At 71.6% G+C, this 17,040-nt stretch carries 14 protein-coding genes; 2 read left to right on the forward strand and 12 right to left on the reverse strand.

The genetic code is table 11. The features are described from left to right. The first annotated feature begins 44 nt into the window (after positions 1 to 44). The gene (pyrC, locus tag ACTZWW_RS02655) at positions 45 to 1,088 is read left to right on the forward strand and encodes a dihydroorotase (RefSeq protein ID WP_444779379.1); all 1,044 of its coding nucleotides are present in this window, start codon (positions 45 to 47) and stop codon (positions 1,086 to 1,088) included. Between the two features lie 4 nt (positions 1,089 to 1,092). Here pyrC and ACTZWW_RS02660 read toward each other — a convergent pair whose 3' ends face one another. The 11 genes from ACTZWW_RS02660 to ACTZWW_RS02710 form a co-directional block, all read right to left on the reverse strand. Further along, the gene (locus ACTZWW_RS02660; protein ID WP_444779380.1) at positions 1,093 to 3,360 is read right to left on the reverse strand and encodes a nitric oxide reductase activation protein NorD; all 2,268 of its coding nucleotides are present in this window, start codon (positions 3,358 to 3,360) and stop codon (positions 1,093 to 1,095) included. After that, entirely contained in the window at positions 3,351 to 4,148 is a 798-nt protein-coding gene (locus ACTZWW_RS02665; RefSeq protein WP_444779381.1) for a CbbQ/NirQ/NorQ/GpvN family protein, read from the reverse strand. Before ACTZWW_RS02665 ends, ACTZWW_RS02660 begins: the two co-directional genes overlap by 10 nt. A 122-nt stretch (positions 4,149 to 4,270) precedes the next feature. Then, on the reverse strand, positions 4,271 to 5,308 hold the full coding sequence (locus ACTZWW_RS02670; RefSeq protein ID WP_444779382.1) for an aliphatic amidase: 1,038 nt from the start codon (positions 5,306 to 5,308) through the stop codon (positions 4,271 to 4,273). Between the two features lie 57 nt (positions 5,309 to 5,365). Then, the gene (gene urtE / locus ACTZWW_RS02675; RefSeq protein WP_444779383.1) at positions 5,366 to 6,064 is read right to left on the reverse strand and encodes an urea ABC transporter ATP-binding subunit UrtE; all 699 of its coding nucleotides are present in this window, start codon (positions 6,062 to 6,064) and stop codon (positions 5,366 to 5,368) included. After that, on the reverse strand, positions 6,057 to 6,809 hold the full coding sequence (urtD, locus tag ACTZWW_RS02680; protein WP_444779384.1) for an urea ABC transporter ATP-binding protein UrtD: 753 nt from the start codon (positions 6,807 to 6,809) through the stop codon (positions 6,057 to 6,059). Before urtD ends, urtE begins: the two co-directional genes overlap by 8 nt. Beyond that, on the reverse strand, positions 6,806 to 7,957 hold the full coding sequence (urtC, locus tag ACTZWW_RS02685; RefSeq protein ID WP_444779385.1) for an urea ABC transporter permease subunit UrtC: 1,152 nt from the start codon (positions 7,955 to 7,957) through the stop codon (positions 6,806 to 6,808). Before urtC ends, urtD begins: the two co-directional genes overlap by 4 nt. A 3-nt stretch (positions 7,958 to 7,960) precedes the next feature. Beyond that, positions 7,961 to 8,830: an urea ABC transporter permease subunit UrtB gene (gene urtB, locus ACTZWW_RS02690; protein WP_444779386.1), complete on the reverse strand. Its 870-nt coding sequence runs from the start codon at positions 8,828 to 8,830 to the stop codon at positions 7,961 to 7,963. 79 nt (positions 8,831 to 8,909) lie between these two features. Further along, positions 8,910 to 10,157 carry a transporter substrate-binding domain-containing protein gene (locus ACTZWW_RS02695; RefSeq protein ID WP_444779387.1) on the reverse strand — a complete coding sequence of 416 codons (1,248 nt, stop codon included), beginning with the start codon at positions 10,155 to 10,157 and terminating at the stop codon, positions 8,910 to 8,912. 259 nt (positions 10,158 to 10,416) lie between these two features. Then, a complete protein-coding gene (locus ACTZWW_RS02700) occupies positions 10,417 to 11,094 on the reverse strand; it encodes an ANTAR domain-containing response regulator (protein ID WP_444779388.1) in 678 nt (225 codons plus the stop codon). 11 nt (positions 11,095 to 11,105) lie between these two features. Beyond that, complete coding sequence (locus ACTZWW_RS02705; RefSeq protein WP_444779389.1) at positions 11,106 to 12,248, reverse strand: transporter substrate-binding domain-containing protein; 1,143 nt, start codon at positions 12,246 to 12,248, stop codon at positions 11,106 to 11,108. Between the two features lie 502 nt (positions 12,249 to 12,750). After that, entirely contained in the window at positions 12,751 to 13,995 is a 1,245-nt protein-coding gene (locus tag ACTZWW_RS02710) for a flavin-dependent oxidoreductase (protein ID WP_444779390.1), read from the reverse strand. Positions 13,996 to 14,451: 456 nt separating this feature from the next. Between ACTZWW_RS02710 and ACTZWW_RS02715 the strand changes: the two genes are divergently transcribed. Then, entirely contained in the window at positions 14,452 to 15,870 is a 1,419-nt protein-coding gene (locus tag ACTZWW_RS02715) for an exopolysaccharide biosynthesis polyprenyl glycosylphosphotransferase (protein WP_444779391.1), read from the forward strand. On the opposite strand, the gene ACTZWW_RS02720 is transcribed toward ACTZWW_RS02715, so the two are convergent. Beyond that, complete coding sequence (locus ACTZWW_RS02720) at positions 15,857 to 16,933, reverse strand: right-handed parallel beta-helix repeat-containing protein (RefSeq protein ID WP_444779392.1); 1,077 nt, start codon at positions 16,931 to 16,933, stop codon at positions 15,857 to 15,859. The two genes, ACTZWW_RS02715 and ACTZWW_RS02720, sit on opposite strands and share 14 nt — an antisense overlap. Positions 16,934 to 17,040: the final 107 nt, after the last annotated feature.

Raw genomic sequence — 17,040 nt, forward strand, 5'->3', positions numbered from 1 at the left:
CGTCCCGTCTCCCGCGCCGAGCGTGGGAGACAGTGGAGGGACGCATGCGCACGATCACCATCCGCCAGCCGGCCGACATGCACGTCCATTTCCGCGACGGCGCCATGCTGCGTACCGTCGTGCCCTATACGGCGCGCGCCGTCCACGCCGCGATCGTGATGCCCAACCTCTCGCCGCCGGTGACGAGCGCGGCCATGGCCGCGGCCTACCGTGAGCGTATCCGCGCCGCCGTCCCCGAGGGTTGCGACTTCACCCCCCTGATGACCTGCTACCTCACCGACGACACCGACCCGTCGGACCTGGTGCGCGGCCACGCCGAGGGCGTGTTCACCGCGGCCAAGCTCTACCCGGCGAACGCCACCACCAACTCCGCCCACGGCGTCAGCGACATCCGCAAGCTCGACCGCGTGCTCGCGGCGATGGAGGAGGCGGGCATCCCGCTGCTCACCCACGGCGAGGTGGTGGGGCCGCACGTCGACATGTTCGACCGCGAGCACCGCTTCCTCGACGACGTGCTCGCGCCGACGCTCGCGCGCTTCCCGCGGCTGCGCGTCGTCATGGAGCACGTGACGACCCGCGAGGCGGTGGCCTTCGTGCGCGCCCATCCCGAACGCATGGGCGCGACCATCACGCCCCAGCACCTGATCTACAACCGCAACGCCCTCTTCGCGGGCGGCTTGCGCCCGCACATGTTCTGCCTCCCGATCCTCAAGCGCGAGGAGCATCGCCTCGCCCTGCGTCAGGCGGCGACGAGCGGCGAGCGGCAGTTCTTCCTGGGCACCGACACCGCGCCGCACCTGCGCCACGACAAGGAGAGCGCCTGCGGCTGCGCCGGCGTGTTCTCGGCGCCCGTGGCCATCGAGGCCTATCTCGGCGTCTTCGCCGAGGAGGACGCGCTCGACCGCTTCGAGGCCTTCGCCTCGCTCAACGGCCCCGCCTTCTACGGCCGCGCGCCCTGCGAGCGGCGCGTCACCTACGTCGAGCGCGCCCGCCCGGTGATGCGCGCCCTCGAGGTGCCCGAGCACGGCGAGCTCGTGCCGCTGTTCTCGGAGGGCGAGACGCGCTGGTCGCTCGACGAGGCGGCGTGACGCCTCACCGCACGAGCCGGCAATAGACCTGCGGCAGGCGGTCCGGCAGGGCCTCGACGCGGGGCAGGTGGGCGACGTTGGCGCGGCCGAACACGGTGGCGAGGGCGGCCTCGTCGCGCGGCGCAACCGCCACGCAGAAGGCGTCGACGCCGAGTGCGGCGGCCTCCTGCACCGCCTTGCGGGCGTCCTCGACCAGGTGGCGCGGGTCGGGGCAGTCGACGTCGGACGGCTCGCCGTCGGTGACGAGCAGGACGAGGCGGCGGTGGGCGCGTAAGCCGGCGAGCGCGCGCGTCGCCATGCGCAGCGCCGCGCCCATGCGCGTGGAATAGCCGGGGCGCAGGCCGGCGAGCCGGCTCTTCGCGGGGGCCTCGAAAGGCTCGTGGAAGTCCTTGACGCGCGTGTAGTGCACGTTCTCCCGCCCGTTCGAGGCGAAGGCGTGCACGGCGAACGGATCGCCGAGCGCATCGAGCACCCGCGCGAGCACGGCGGTGGCGTCGCGCACCACGGAGAAGACGGAGGTCGTCGTGCCGCCGATCGTGTCCTTGGTCGATTCCGAGACGTCGAGCAGCAGGACGAGGGCGATGTCGCGCTCGGCGATGCGCACGGTCTCGAACACCCGCGGGTCGGGCGCGAGGCCGAGCCGCTGGTCGAGCACCGCGCCGATGGCGGCGTCGAGGTCGAGCCGCTCGCCCTCCGCCTGCCGGCGCAGCCGCTTCGGCCGGCCGACCCGCGCCTGCCGCACGAGCGCCTCGGTCCGCAGGAGCGTCGCGGGCCGCGCCTCGATCCAGCGATCGACGAGATGCGCGGGGGCGGTGCGCGGGCGCTCGTCGAGGACGCTCACCCAGTCCGGCCGCAGGCGCGCGGCGTGGTAGTCCCACTCCGGCAGCCGCAGGACGGGCCGGCTTTCCTCGCCGGCGTCGCGCGGGCGGGCCGGTGCGGGAGGCGCGTCGGCGCCGCGCTCGCGGCGCTCGCGATCGGGGGGCGTCGGCGGCGTCTCGGTGGTCTCGATGCGCACGCCCTGCGCCGCGATCTCCGGCGCGTCGGCGGGGGGCGGTGCGTCGGGCTCGAAGAGCCACAGGCCGGAATTGTCGTCGCGGTAGACCGGCTGGGGCACGTAGGCCTTGGCGTCGAAGCGCACCCGCATCTGCCCCAGATCGTTGCCGAGCAGCCCCGCCAGCCGGCGGAGCGCTGCGGGATCGGGGTCCGCGAGCGCCGCCTCGAAGAGCGTGCGGCCCTTCGCGACCCAGGGTCCGTCGTCGCGGTAATCCGGATCGACGAGCGCGCGCGAGAGGCGTGCGAGCTGGCTCTCGGCGGTCTGCGCGCCCTCGGCGCGGGCGTCGTGGAAAGGCAGCCACAGCCGCGCGAGGCCCGGCAGCGCCGCCATCGCGAGCCGCTCCACCCGCGCGTCCTCCATCAGCGAGACGATGGCGATCTGGACGGGCTTGAGCGTGCCGGGGTCGAGACGCCCGCGCCCGTAGGTGAGGTGCGCGCCGACATGGGCGAGCGCCGCGCGCTCGAGCCGCTCGGCGGCCGAACCGCGATAGCCGCGGAAGCTCTCCGGCAGGAGGACGAGACGTCCGTCGAAGCGCGTGCGCCGCGCCGCCCGTGGGTCGCCTTCGACGCTCGCGGGTCGCACGAGCGGGTGGATGTCGAAGAGCGCGGCGACGAAGCGCGAGAGGCCCGGCGCGCGTTCGGCGAGCGGCCGCTCGCCGGCCTCCGCCTCGAGCGCGGCGCGCCCCTCCCGTGAGGCGAGATCGACGAAGGCGAGGAGCCGCCGCCCATCGCCGCCCGCGTGCGCGACGCCGGTCTCGACGAAAGCGTCGTAGGCCTCCGCATCGAGCCGGGCGAGGAGGAGCGGGCTCGTGCGCACGAGCGGCTCGACGGCGGCGGGTGCGCGCTTGGCGAGCCGTTCGAGCGTCCCGAGGACGCGGGCGACGTCCCCCGGCGCCGCCAGGCGGGGGAGGAGCCGGGGGATCTCCCCGAGCGCGGCCACCGCCGCTCGTCGGCCGGCGCGGTCGAGGAGGCCGGGCACGTGCGCGGCGAGCGCGACCGCCGCATCTGCGCGGCCCGCGTCGAGGCAGGCCTGCGCGGCGTCGACGAGGCTCGTGGCGACGAGGGAGGACCCGCCGGTGCGCGCGACGAGCGTCGCCAGCCCCCCGCGCCAGGCGGCTTCGGCGTCGGCGCCCGCTTGCGCGCGCAGGCGCGTCGCCAGCGTCTCCACCCGCGACCGCGGATCCGCCGCCGCCTCGTCCTGGCCGGATGCTAAAGGCACGCGTCGATCGCCTCGGCGAGGGTGCGGCGCAGGTCCGGCTCGTCGGTGAGCGGCAGCGTGATCGCGATCTGCGCCGCCACCGCGGCCGCGACGCCGCGCCCCATCAGGCGCCCGGCCTGGATCAGCATGCGCGTCGACGCGCCCTCGTCCAGGCCGTGGCCCTTGAGGTTGCGGCTGCGCTGGGCGACGCGCACGAGGAGTTCGGCGGCGTCGAGCTCGATGCCGGCCTCCCGGGCGACGATCCCCGCCTCGCGCCGCGCGTCGGGATAGCCGAAATCGAGGGCGACGAAGCGCTGCTTGGTCGATTCCTTCAGGTCCTTGAGCACGCTCTGGTAGCCCGGATTGTAGGAGATCACGAGCTGGAAGTCGGGGTGGGCGCGCACGAGCTCGTTCTTCTTCTCGAGCGGCAGCACGCGGCGATCGTCCGTGAGCGGATGGATCACCACGGTCGTGTCCTGGCGCGCCTCGACGATCTCGTCGAGATAGCAGATCGCGCCGTGGCGCACGGCGAGCGTCAGCGGGCCGTCGTGCCAGCGGGTGCCCTCCGCGTCGAGGAGGAAGCGTCCGACGAGGTCGGAGGCGGTCATGTCCTCGTGGCAGGCCACCGTGACGAGCGGGCGCCCGAGGCGCCAAGCCATGTGCTCGACGAAGCGCGTCTTGCCGCAGCCGGTCGGGCCCTTGATCATCACCGGCTGGCGCAGCGCGTGGGCGGCGGCGAACAGGTCGATCTCGTCGCCCTGCGGCGCGTAGTACGGCTCGGCGTCGATGCGGTAGTCGGAGAGGGGCATCGCGTTTTCCCTGGTCGGGACGGCGGGCGGACGCCCGCGAAAGGGGGTGCGGGCCGTCCCGGGTGCGGCCGGGCCGGCCCGCGCGAGCGCTCGTGCTCGGGGTTCAGAGCATCGGCGGATGCTCAGCGGTGGGCGGAGCGCTCGTTGGGGATGCCCTCGATCGGGCATTCGTCGGTGCCGGCGGTGGAGCGGGTGAGGGCCTCGACCATCTCGCGGGTCCCCTCCGGATCGGAGATCCACTTCTGGTAGAAGTCGTAGGGGCAGGCGGCCACGCCCTTGTCGCTCTCGCCGGAGTTGATCATGCCGGTGTATCCGCGGTGCACGAGCTTGTAGAGGTGGTTCTGCGACTGCATGTTGCGCCGTGCGTCACGGATCAGCGACTTCGAGAGGGCGGCGTACTGGATTCCGTAATCCTCCTCGCCGCACTCGCCGAGCGTGCGGCCGTCGAAGCCGATGAGCGCCGAGTGGCCGAAGTAGGAGTACACCCCGTCGAAGCCGGCGGCGTTGGCGACCGCCACGTAGACGTTGTTGGCGAAGGCCATCGCCTTCGACATGATCACCTGCTGCTCCTTGGCCGGGTACATGTAACCCTGGCAACGCACGATCAGCTCGGCGCCCTTCATGGCGCAGTCGCGCCAGATCTCCGGGTAGTTGCCGTCGTCGCAGATGATGAGGCTGACCTTGAGGCCCTTCGGCCCCTCGGAGACGTAGGTGCAGTTGCCGGGATACCAGCCCTCGATCGGGACCCAGGGCATGATCTTGCGGTACTTCTGCACGATCTCGCCCTGGTCGTTCATCAGGATGAGGGTGTTGTAGGGCGCCTTGTTGGGGTGCTCCTCGTGCTGCTCGCCGGTGAGCGAGAACACGCCCCAGACCTTGGCCTTGCGGCACGCTTCGGCGAAGATCGCCGTCTCCTCGCCCGGGCAGGCGGAGGCGGTCTCGTACATCTCCTTCTGGTCGTACATGATGCCGTGGGTCGAGTACTCGGGGAAGATCACGAGATCCATCCCCGGCAGGCCGACCTTCATGCCCTCGATCATCTTGGCGATCTTGCGGGCGTTCTCGAGCACCTCCTCGCGGGTGTGCAGGCGCGGCATCTTGTAGTTGACGACCGCGACGCCGACGGTGTCGTTGCTGCTGGAAATATCGCCGTGAAGCATGGGTCTTTCCTCCGTTTGGGAACGTGCGTTGTCCGGCGCGGCCCGCGGCCGCGGCGGTCAGACCGCCATGTGCCGGTGCACCAGGTCGTCCGTCAGGTCGGCGACGGCCCCGGCGGCGACGACGTGCCCCTTCTCCAGGATGGCGAAGGAGGAGGAGGCGCGCCGGGCGAAGGCGATGTCCTGCTCCACGAGCACGATCGTGATGCCGAGCTTGCGATTGAGGGAGACGATGGCCTCCTCGATCTGCGCGACGATGTTGGGCTGGATGCCCTCGGCCGGCTCGTCGAGCAGGATGATGCGCGGGTCGGTGAGCAGCGCGCGCCCGATGGCGAGCTGCTGCTGCTGGCCGCCCGAGAGATTGCCCCCGGCGCGGCCGCGGAAGTCCTTGAGAACCGGGAACATGTCGTAGACGAGCGCCTGCAGCTCGGCGCCGCGCCCGCTGGTTCGGGCGAAGCCGCCGAGCGCGAGGTTCTCCTCCACCGTGAAGCGGGGCAGGATTCCGCGCCCCTGTGGCACGTAGCCGATGCCGGCGCGGGCGCGCTCGTGGGTCTTGAGCCCGGCGAGCTCGCGCCCGTCGAGGCGGATCGCGCCGACGGTGCGGTCGAGCAGGCCGAGTATGGCGCGCATCAGCGTGGTCTTGCCCACGCCGTTGCGGCCGAGCACCGAGAGGAAGCCGCCGCCCGCGACCGAGAGCGAGACCCCGTGCAGGGCCTGGGCGTTTCCGTAGAAGCCGTCGAGGCGGTCGATCTCAAGCACCGGCGATCCCCATCGTTCCGAGGTAGACCTCGCGGACCCGCGCATCGGCGGAGATGTCCGCCACCGAGCCTTCCGCGAGCAGCGCGCCCTGGTGCATCACGGAGATCACGTCCCCGATCTCGCGCACGAAGCCCATGTCGTGCTCCACGACGACGATCGTGTGCTTGCCCTTGAGGCGCCGGCATATGTCGGCGGTCTTCGCCGTCTCCTGGTGGGTCATGCCCGCGGTCGGCTCGTCGAGCAGGATCAGCTCGCTGTCCTGCGCGAGCAGGAGCGCGATCTCGAGCCATTGGGTCTGCCCGTGGGAGAGGTTGGCCGCGGGCTCGTCGAGCGCGTCGGCGAGGCCGACGAACTCGGCGAGCGCCTCGAGCCCGTCCCCGGCGGGCGTGCGCGCCCGGCGCAGGAGCGTCGCCAGCACGCCGGTCTCCCGGCACATCGCGACCTCCAGGTTGTCGCGCACCGTGAGCTGGCGGAAGACGCTCGGCACCTGGAACTTGCGGCCCACCCCGGCGCGGGCGATCTCGTGCTCCTCGAGCCGGGAGAGCTCGCGCCCGTCCAGCGTGATCGAGCCGGAATCGGCCCGGGTCTTGCCGCAGATCAGGTCGAGCGCGGTCGTCTTGCCGGCGCCGTTGGGCCCGATGAGGCAGCGCAGCTCCCCCTTGCCGACCGAGAGCCGCAGGCCGTTGACCGCCTTGAAGCCGTTGAAGCTGACGCAGACGTCCGTCAGCGCGAGATGCGGGGTCATGAGCGCTCTCCCGTTCCGGGTGCGGCCACCGGCGCGATCGGCTCCGCCGGCCGGGCGCGGGGGGCGGCGAGGCGCGCGCGGCCCATCTCGACGAGGCCCGCGAGCCCCTTGGGCAGGAAGAGCACGACGGCGACGAAGACGACGCCCATCACCAGCGTCCAGGTCTCGAGGAAGGCCTCGCTCTCCGACAGCGCGCCCTGCATCGCCGCGATCACGATGGCGCCGAGCATGGCGCCCACGAGGCTCTGCCGGCCTCCGACGGCGCACCAGATGACGATGGAGAGCGAGAGCGGCACGCCGAGGAAGGTCGGCGAGGCGAACTCCATCACCACCGTGTAGAGCATGCCCGCCAGCCCCGCGACGGCCGCGGAGACCGCCATCGCCATGACCTTGAAGGAGGCGACGTCGTAGCCGAAGAACCGCACCCGCCGCTCGTCGTCGCGGATCGCCTGCAGGATCAGCCCGGCCTTGGACCGCGTCACCGCGAGGCAGGCGAAGAGCGACAGCGTCAGGCAGCCGGCGACGAGGTAGTAGGTGGACTTCGAGTAGGCGTCGAAGGTGATGCCGAAGAGGCTCAGCTGCGCGAGGTCGGTGATGCCGTTGAAGCCGCCGGTAAAGGCCTGCATGTCGACGACGAGCAGGTTCGCCACGACGAGGCTCGCCAGCGTTATGATCGCGACGAACACGCCCGTGACGCGCCCGCGGAACATGAACCAGCCGAGCACCGCGGCGACGAGGGCGGGGGCGATGAGCCCCGCCGCGATGGCGAAGGCGGTGGAGTGGAAGGGCACCCACAGCCAGGGCAGGGTCTCGACGTTGTTCCAGACCATGAAGTCCGGCAGGCCGTCCGAGCCCGTGTGCGTGGGCACCGTCCGCAGCTTCAGCGTCATCGCCATGCAGTAGGAGCCGATGCCGAAGCTCAGCGCGTGGCCCAGGTTGAGGATGCCGGCGTAGCCCCAGGCGAGGGCGAGCGACATCGCCACCATGCCGAGCACGAGGTATCTGGCGTAGCGGTTGAGCAGGAAGTCGTTGTCGACGACGAGGGGGACGAGGAAGATCACGACGCAGATCGCGGCGTAGGCGGCGATCTGGAGGCGGCCGTCGCGGAGGTGGGGCGTGGCGTGGCGGGAGGTGTCGCGCTTCGTCATGGCTCAGCTCCGCACCTTGGCGACGAACAGGCCCTGAGGCCGGAAGCGGATGATCACGATGATCGCCACCAAAACGAGGGCCTTGGCGACGGTGTCGTTCGTCACCCAGGCGAGCGAGCCGGTCATCTGGCCGAGGAGGCCCGCACTCACCACCGTGCCGAACAGGCTCTGCACCCCGCCGAGCACGACGACGAAGAAGGCGTCGACCACGTAGGCCGTGCCCATCTCCGGCGAGACGCTCTTGAGCGGCGCGACGAGCGCGCCGGCGAGGCCCGCGAGGCCCGCGCCGTAGGCGAAGGTGAGGGAGTAGACGCGGTCGGCGTCGACGCCGAAGCAGGTGGCGGTGTCGCGGTCCTGCACGACCGCGCGCAGGCGGCGGCCGAAGTAGGTCTTGAACATCAGGGCCCAGGTGAGCGCGAACAGCGCCGCGACGACGACGAAGACGAACACCCGGTAGCCGGGGACGGTCACGCCCAGGATCGAGACCGTGGCGGTGAGCGCCTCGGGCATCTCGACGTAGCGCAGCTCGCCGCCCGCCGAGAGGCGCACCACCTGCTGGAGGATGATGCCGATGCCCCAGGTCGCGAGGATCGTGTCGAGCGGGCGCCGATACAGGAAGCGGATCACGCCGCGCTCGACCGCCCAGCCGAACGCCCCGACGAGGAGGAAGACGAAGACGAGGCTCGACAGGAGCCCGAGCCCGAAGAAGGCGTTGAGCGCCCAGGTGCAGTAGGCGCCGAGCATCAGGAACTCGCCGTGCGCCATGTTGATGACGCCCATCGAGCCGTAGATGAGCGCCAGCCCCAGCGCGACGAGGAGCAGGATCGAGCCGATGCTGAGCCCCGTCATCACGTGCTGAAGGAAGAATTCCAAGGCGACCTCCTCGCCGGGTTCGCGAAAGGGGAGGGGCGGCGGCGCGCCGCGCCCTCGAGGCATGCGCCGGTGGCGCCGGTCAGCCCTCGACGAGGCCGTCCACGGTGCAGACCTGCCCGGGATAGGCGGCGTAGGGATCGGGCCGCAGCCAGTCGGACGAGGAGCGCAGCACCTCGAACTGGCCGTTCGAGCGGGCGACCGCGATCTTCGGCCACAGCCAGGTGTGGAGGTTGTCCGGGTCGACGCGGATGCGGCCCTGCGGCGCCATCAGCTCCTCGCCGCGCACCGCCTCGCGGATGGTCGGCGGGTCGATGTCGCTGGCCGCGAGCTTCTCCACCGCCTGCTTGAACAGGTAGACCTGGAAGTAGGACGGCTCGGAGACGAAGTGCGTGACCTTGTCGCCGCCCCAGCGGCGCTGGTAGGCCTCGACGAAGCGCTGGTTCTCGGGGCTGTCGTGGACCATGAAGTAGGGCGCGGAGGTGAAGTGCCCCGCCGCCGCCTCGCCGCCCATGGCCGCGACCTCGTTCTCGGAGGTCGTGAGGCTCGCCATGGGCATCTTCTCGGGGTCGAGGCCCGCCGCGCGGTACTGGCGGTGGAAGGCGACGACCGAGTCGCCCACGACGGTGGAGAAGATCACGTTGGGCTGTGTCGAGCGGATCTTGTTGATGACGGAGGAGAACTCGGAATGGCCCAGGGGGACGTATTCCTCGTCCACCACCTCGCCGCCGAGCTCTGCCAGCAGCTTCTTGCAGTAGTTGTTCTCCTCCTTCGGGTAGATGTAGTTCGAGCCGATGAGGTAGAACCGCGGGCCGAAATTCTCGAACAGCCAGGGGATGAACTCGTCCTGCTGCTGGTTCGGCACGGCGCCGGTGTAGATGACGTTCTTCGAGCACTCGCGGCCCTCGTAGAGGGTCGGGTACCAATACAGGTTGTCGCGCCGCTCGAAGACCGGCAGCACCGCCTTGCGGCTCGCCGAGGTGTAGGAGCCGAAGACCGAGACGCAGCCGTCCCCCACCACGAGCTTGCGCGCCTTCTCGGCGAAGGTCGCGGGATCGGATGCGGGATCCTCGACGATCGGCACGAGGCGCATGCCGTTGATGCCGCCGGCCTCGTTGATCTCCTCGATGGCCAGCAGCGTCGCCTTGTTGAGCGATTCCTCGATGATGCCGGTCGTCCCCGTCAGCGAGAACAGGACGCCGACCTTGATCTCGCCGCCCTGGGCGCGGGCGAGGCCGGAATTCTTGCTCCAGATGTGCGGGAAGCCGGTGGCCGCGGCCACCGACGCGGCGGCGGCCCCTTGCAGAAACGTGCGCCTCTTCAACGTCATGTCACCCTCCGGTCGGACACGAAAAAAGCCCCGTGCGGCCACGCGGTGCGTGGACGGCGACGGGGCTCCATTGCCAAGCTCGTATTGTCGGCGGCGGATCTGCCGCGGGGCGGGCGCGGGTCCTGCGCTGCGATGCGCGCGGACACGAAAAAGCCCAGCGAATCCGATCTCTCGGATTACGGCTGGGCTGCGACGCCTGCGATGTGAGCCGGCTCCGTTGCCGGCGGGGAGGCGCCCTTAGGCGGCTCCGAGTAGAAAGCTAGCCGAGCAGTTCCTGCGAGTCAACGATCGCGTTGGCCACCGCGCCGATCGACACGCGCCGCGACATCGCCTGGCGCCGCATGAGCTGGTAGGCCTCGTCCTCGCTCACTGCGTTGCGGTGCATGATGATGGTCTTGGCGCGCTCGACGCTGCGCATGTTGCGCAGGTTCTCGTCGAGCTTGTCGATGCGCCCGCGCAGGCGCTTCTCGTAGCGGAAGTGGTCGCGGGCTAGCGCCAGCGTGCACTGCACGCTCAGCGGGTCGGCGGGCAGGACGAGGGCGCCGTGCGCCGCGCAGTCGCGCATCAGGTCGGGCCGGAAGGGCGCATGGCGCGGCAACAGGACGACGAGCGCCGACTCGGGCTCGCCCGGGAGCCAGGGCACGCGCCGCGGCAGGTCGTCGAGCAGCACGCAGAACACCGCGTCGAAGCCGAGCGGCAGCTGCGGCGGCGGCGGCCAGACGTGGTGCGGCTTGGCGCGCAGCCGCTGGAGCTCGCGCACGAGATCGTCGCCGTGCCCGTCGCGCTCGCACACGACGGCGATGCTGACGTCGGCGAAGGGAAAGGCGGGGCCGGTCCGCGCGGAGGGCTGCGTCCGCGCGGCGGGGGAGGGTGCGCGCGGCGCGTCCGCCGTGATCGTCGCGCGGCGCGCCGGGGGTGGCTGGTTGCGATCGTGCATCGCCCCGGTCCTCAGGCGAAGGCGAGGCTGCGGGCGTAGCCGATCAGGTAGGGATCGGCGCGCACGCGGCTCGGGGACGAGTAGACGATGTCGAACTGGCCCTGCCGGTTGGCGCGCCCGATGCGCGTCCACAGGTCGGTGTGGCCGCACACGGGGTTCACGGCGATCTTGCCCTGGGGCGCCTCGAGCTCGACGCCCAGCGCGGAGGTGCGCAGCACCTCGGTGTCGAGCGAGTTCGTCTGCTCGAGCGTCTTGGCGAAGAGGTGCACCTGGAAGTAGGCCGCCTCCAGGCACATGTTGGTCGACTGGTCCTCGCCGTAGCGCTTCTTGTAGAGCTGCACGAAGGACGAGTTGCGCGCCCCGTCGAGACCCTGGAAGTAGGGCGCGGCCGTGACGTGGCCCTCGCCGACGTCGTGGCCCATGGCCTGGATCTCCGCCTCGGTCGTGGTGAGGCTCGCGATCGGCATCACCTTCGGGTCGAAGCCGAAGTCGTGGTAGGTCTGATAGAGGAAGACCGTGCTCTCGCCCACGACGGTGGAGAAGATCACGTCCGGCTGGGCCTCCTTCACCTCGCGCAGCAGCGGCGAGAACTCGCGGCGCTCGGCGTTGAGCCGCAGGTACCGCTCGCCCACGACCTCGCCGCCGCTCGCGCGCACGAGCTCGCCCATGATCCGGTTCGATTCGCGCGGGTAGACGTAGTCGGAGCCGATGAAGAAGAAGCGCCTCCCGTACATCTCCATCAGGAGCCGGCAGAGCTCGACGCTGTTCTGGTTCGGCGCGGCGCCGGTGTAGATCACGTTCGGCGAGAACTCGAAGCCCTCGTAGAGCGTGGGATACCACAAAAGCCCGTTGAGGCGCTCCACCACCGGCAGGACCGCGCGCCGGCTGCTCGACGTGTAGCACCCGAAGATCGTGCTCACGCCGTCGTCCACCATGAGCTTCTTGGCGAGGCGACCGAACGCCCGGGATTCGGAGCCCGGGTCGTAGATCACCGGCTCGATCGGCCGCCCGTTGATCCCGCCCGCCGCGTTGACCTCCTCGATCGCCGTGAGCGTGCCGCGAAGCTGCGTTTCCTCGATGACGGCCATGAAGCCGCTCTGCGAGAACAGGACGCCGACCCGCCACGGCTCAGTCGTCTGACTGGAGCTGCGCATTCTTGTCCCTCCATCTGGATCGGCGCGGCCGTTCTGCCGTCGCGGCCGTCGCCGAAGATCGACCTCAGTCCTTGCACCCGTCCCGGCTTCTCGTCCCGTGCGCGCGGCGCGAAGGGCTCCCATCCCTCGCGGCCGCGGCCGTCGATGCCGCCCCACGCCGCGTCTCGCGCCCGGTCGGCGGCGGCGGGGCGGCAGTGTGCGTGACTTCCGCAGCGTAAGGCAACGGGTTCCGCGCTCACCGCCGGGCTCGGCGCTCCGGCGCGCGTGCAGGTCCGCCCGCCTGCGCGCCGAAAACGAAAAAGGGCCTTCGCATGGCTCCATGGGGAGGCATGAGAAGGCCCTCTCGGCTTCGATGTCGTGCGGCCTCGTTGCCGCCCGTCGGCAGCCCTGCCGACGGCCCAGCAGATTAGCCGAGGCAAGCGGCTTGTCAAATCCGGTGCGCGCCGCCGAGGCTCCGGTCCGGCGCGCGCCGATGTGCGCCCTCAGCTCACGCGGCCGCGGCTCACGCGGCCTTGGCGGCGGCGTCCGCGGCGAAGCCCGCCTTGTGGGCGTAGCCCTTGACGATCGCCTCACGCTCTGCGTGCCCCAGCACGGTGTCGATGTCCTCGAAGCCATCGGGCGCCAGCGCCTCGACCGCGTCGATGACGCCTTCCGGCCCGCCGCGACGGTTGGCGCGTACGATCTCGGCGGTCTTGGGCAGGCGCTCGGCCTCGTAGGCCCGCAGAGCCGCCATCGGGTGGTCGCAGGCGGCGAGCCGGTCGGCGAGGCAGCGCGCGTCGAGGATCGCCTGGCTCGCGCCGTTGGAGCCCACCGGGTACATCGGGTGCGCGGCGTCGCCGAGCAGCGTGACGCGCCCGTGCGTCCAGCGGGGCAGGGGATCGCGGTCGCACATCGGGTACTCGAAGAACTCCGGCGTCGCCTCGATCAGCGCCGGGACGTTGAGGTGGCGGATGCGGAAGCGTTCGACGTGCGGCATCAGCTCCTCGCGCCGCCCCGGCCGCGACCAGTCCTCGCGCCGCGGCGGGGGCGTCGTGCCGTCGCCGAGCCGCACGGCGACGGCCCAGTTCATCAGGACCATGCCGGCGCGGTAGCCCTCGGCGATCGGGTAGACGACGAGCTTCTCCTTCATGCCGCCCGCGACGATCATCGAGCGGCCGGTGAGGAACGCCGGCCATTCCGTCGCCCCGCGCCAGAGCATGATGCCGTTCCAGGAGGGCGGCCCCTCCTGCGGGAACAGGCTCGCGCGCACGAAGGAATGGATGCCGTCGGCGCCGATCAGCACGTCGCCGCGTGCCGTCCGCACGTGGCGGCCCTCGCGGTCGAAGAACCAGGCGACGACGCCGCCCTCGTCCTGCGCCCAGGCGCCGAGCCGGCAGCCGGTGTGGATCGCGCCCGCACCGAGGCGCGCCTTCACCGCGTCGTGGATGACGCTCTGCAGGCGCCCTCGATGGATCGAGAACTGCGGCACGTCGAAGCCCGCCTCGACGCCGCGGGGCTCGCGCCAGATCTCCTGGCCGAAGCGGTTGGTGTAGATCAGCTCGGCGGTGCGCAGCGCGACCCGGTCGAGTGCCGGCAGCAGCCCGAGCTTCGCGAGCTCCTTGATGGCGTGGGGGAGGGTGTTGATGCCGACCCCCAGCTCCCGGATCTCGGAGGACTGCTCGTAGATCTCGGCCTCGAGGCCGCGCTCCTTCAGCATCAGGGCCGTGGTCAGCCCGCCGATGCCGCCTCCGACGACGATCGCCTTCATCTCGCGCCTTCCCCATTCTTACGCAACGTTCGTTCGTGCAGCGCGATTAAAGCGCAGCCGCGCGCGGGAGTCCAAGCGTGCCGACGGGAGGACGCGCCACGACCGGATGGGTGCGCACGCGGATGCGACGCGGCGGGGCCGTGACTCGTCACTCGTCTCGATGAGATCGGGGTTCCTCTACGGCAGTCGTTACGGCTCGGGCATGGACGGCAATGGCCCAAATCGCGACAGCCGCGACCGCGCGAGGCGCGAGCACCGCTTGCGGAGGTGATGCGGTCCCTCTCCCCGCTCTCGTCGCCAAGCCCTTGCAGCACATGGCCTTTCCCAAGGGGAAGGCGCGCGTGCGGCGGCCGCTCGTCCGCGAGCCCGCGTCTGGCATGGAAAATTCTAGTCGAATTCGACGAGCATTGCGCCGATCCCGGATCGGCACAGGTCGCCGCGACTGCGAGGACCCGAATGACGACCGTGAACGACCAGGGTGTTCTTTCACCATATCCGAAGCGGCTGAGGCGCGCACCCGCGACGGCGGGCGTGCTCGCCGCCGAGACGCTCGTGATCATCCTCGCCTCGTTCCTGGCGGGCATCGCCTGGCACCTCGCCGCCTACGGCCGGTTCGGGCCGCTCGACCTGTTCCTGCGCGACGGCGCCTCGGTGGCGATCCTGTTCCTGCTCGTGTCGAGCCGCGCGCCGGGCTATCCGCTCTCGATCCTGCGGGAGGAGGCGCCCGGCCCCGCGCTCGCGGCCTCGTGGGCGGTGGCATTCTCCGCGCATCTCGGCATCGGCTTCCTGGCGAAGTCGCTCGACGAAGTCTCGCGCGGCTCGACGCTCCTGTTCCTGCCGCTCGGCTTCGTCGCGCTCGCGTGGCTGCGCACGGTGCTCGCGCGTACGCTCGGCAACCAGGATTTCGGCGGGCGCGTCCTCGTCGTCGGCAGTCCCGTGCAGATCGCGCGCTTCGGCGCCGACGACCGCGCACAGCGCTATTCCTGCGTCTCCCTGCCGCTCGCCGACGCCGATCGCTGCTGCGCCACGCCGGCCGGGCGCCTGCGGCTCGCGGAGCGCATCGCCTCCGGCATCGCCATGGTGCGGACCTTCGACTGCGACCGGGTGCTCATCCTCGTGCCGTGGGAGGAGCGCGCGGTGATGGACGCCTGCATCGAGGCCTTCCTCGACACGCCCGCGACGATCCACGTCGCGACGCCGCCCGGCTTCGAGACCTTCGCGCGCGCGGCCCGCTACGACGCCGAGCCGCTGCCGAACCTGCGCGTCGCCGGCGCGCCGGCGGGGCCCGTCGTGCACGCCACCAAGCGCGTGATCGACATCGTGCTGTCGGGCCTCGCACTGTTCCTGCTCGCGCCGCTGCTCGTCGCCATCGGCGTCGCGATCCGGCTCGACAGCCCGGGCCCGGCGCTGTTCGCCCAGACGCGGCACGGGTTCAACCAGAAGTCCTTCCGCATCCTCAAGTTCCGCACCATGACGGCGCTCGAGGACGGGCCGACGATCGTGCAGGCGACCCGCGACGACCCGCGTGTGACGCGGCTCGGCCGGTTCCTGCGGCGCTACAATCTCGACGAGCTCCCCCAGCTCGTGAACGTGCTCAGGGGCGAGATGTCCCTCGTCGGGCCGCGCCCGCACGCCGTCGCGCACGACCTCGAGTACCAGCGCCAGATCGCCCGCTACGCGCGCCGCCACAACGTCAAGCCGGGCATCACCGGCTGGGCGCAGGTGCACGGCCTGCGCGGGCGCACGGAGACCGTCGCCAGTATGGAGCGGCGCGTCGCCTTCGACCTCTACTACATCGAGAACCACTCGATCCTGCTCGACCTGCGCATCCTCCTGATGACCCTCTCGCCGCGGGCGTTCCTCAATGCCTATTGAGCGGGACCTGCGCAGCCTCCGCGTCCGCGTCGGCGCCCCGGGCGCAGAGCGCGGGCTCGGCGAGCACGAGCCGCGGGTCGAGGGGCTCCAGGTCCTCGACGAGCGCCGCGTCGGCCCGTGTCGGCGCGCAGGTCTCGGAGACCCAGAGCGGGTTCGCGGCGCCGTCTGCCCGCGCCCAGTCGACGCGGTTTCCGGCGACGAGATGATCGCGGCAAGCCCCACCGTCCTCCGCCGCCTTCCAGACGTAGATCGCCACGTTCGTGAAGGGCTGCGCGCGGGCGACGACGACGTTGTCGAGGACCTCGGCCTGCGCGCCGCCGGCGACGCCGATGCCGTACTGGCCGGGATCGACGAGGACGTTGCCCTCGACGCGCACGCGCCCGCCGCCGTGGTCGCCCACCAGGATTCCCCCGCCCGACGGGCTCGGGCCGCCGCCGAGGATGCGGTTTCCCGCGACGCGGATCGGCGAGGCCGACGTGCCTTCCGAGCGGAAGAGGTTGATGGCGTCCTCCGGCGCGCCGCGGCCGGGGTGCGAGACGATCGTGGTGCAGGCGATCGCGTTGCCGGGACCGGTCACCTTGTCGAGCTGAACGCCCTGGCCCCGCGGCTGCGGCCCCTGCATGTCGAGGAACCAGGTGGCGCGCACGACGACGCCGGTCGAGCGGTGGGCGTAGACGCCCGACGCCGCCCGCTCCACGCTGCCGCCGAGCACCAGCACGTCGGCCGAGCCGTCGATGACGACGCCGCTCTCGACGGCGTCCGTGACGGCGAGGTCGCGCAGCACCACCTCCCGCGCCCCCTCGATGCGCACGCCCGCGCCGCCGCAGCGCGACAGGGACAAGCCGTCCAGGACCACGCGCGTGGCGCCGCGTACGAGCACGCAGTCCCCGTCCGCGCCGTCGATCCGGATGTCGCGCAGGACGACGTCCGCGCCACCCTCGACGCGGATCGGCCCGGAGCGCGTGCAGGCCTCGCCGCAGCCGCTCGCCGGTCGCTCGCGCAGGAGCGTCTCGGCGAGCGCCGTCACGCGATCGGCCTCGGCGCGGACGGGGAGGGCGCTCACGGCCAGCCCCGCGAGCGCGGCGAAGGCCGTGCGGCCGAGCGTCCCCCTCCGTCCGCCCCGCGCCATCCTCCCGCCCCCCACCCATTTCATCCGCGATCGAGGCACCA

The sequence above is a fragment of the Salinarimonas sp. NSM genome, assembly GCF_052380005.1.
In the GTDB taxonomy this organism is placed as follows: domain Bacteria; phylum Pseudomonadota; class Alphaproteobacteria; order Rhizobiales; family Beijerinckiaceae; genus Salinarimonas.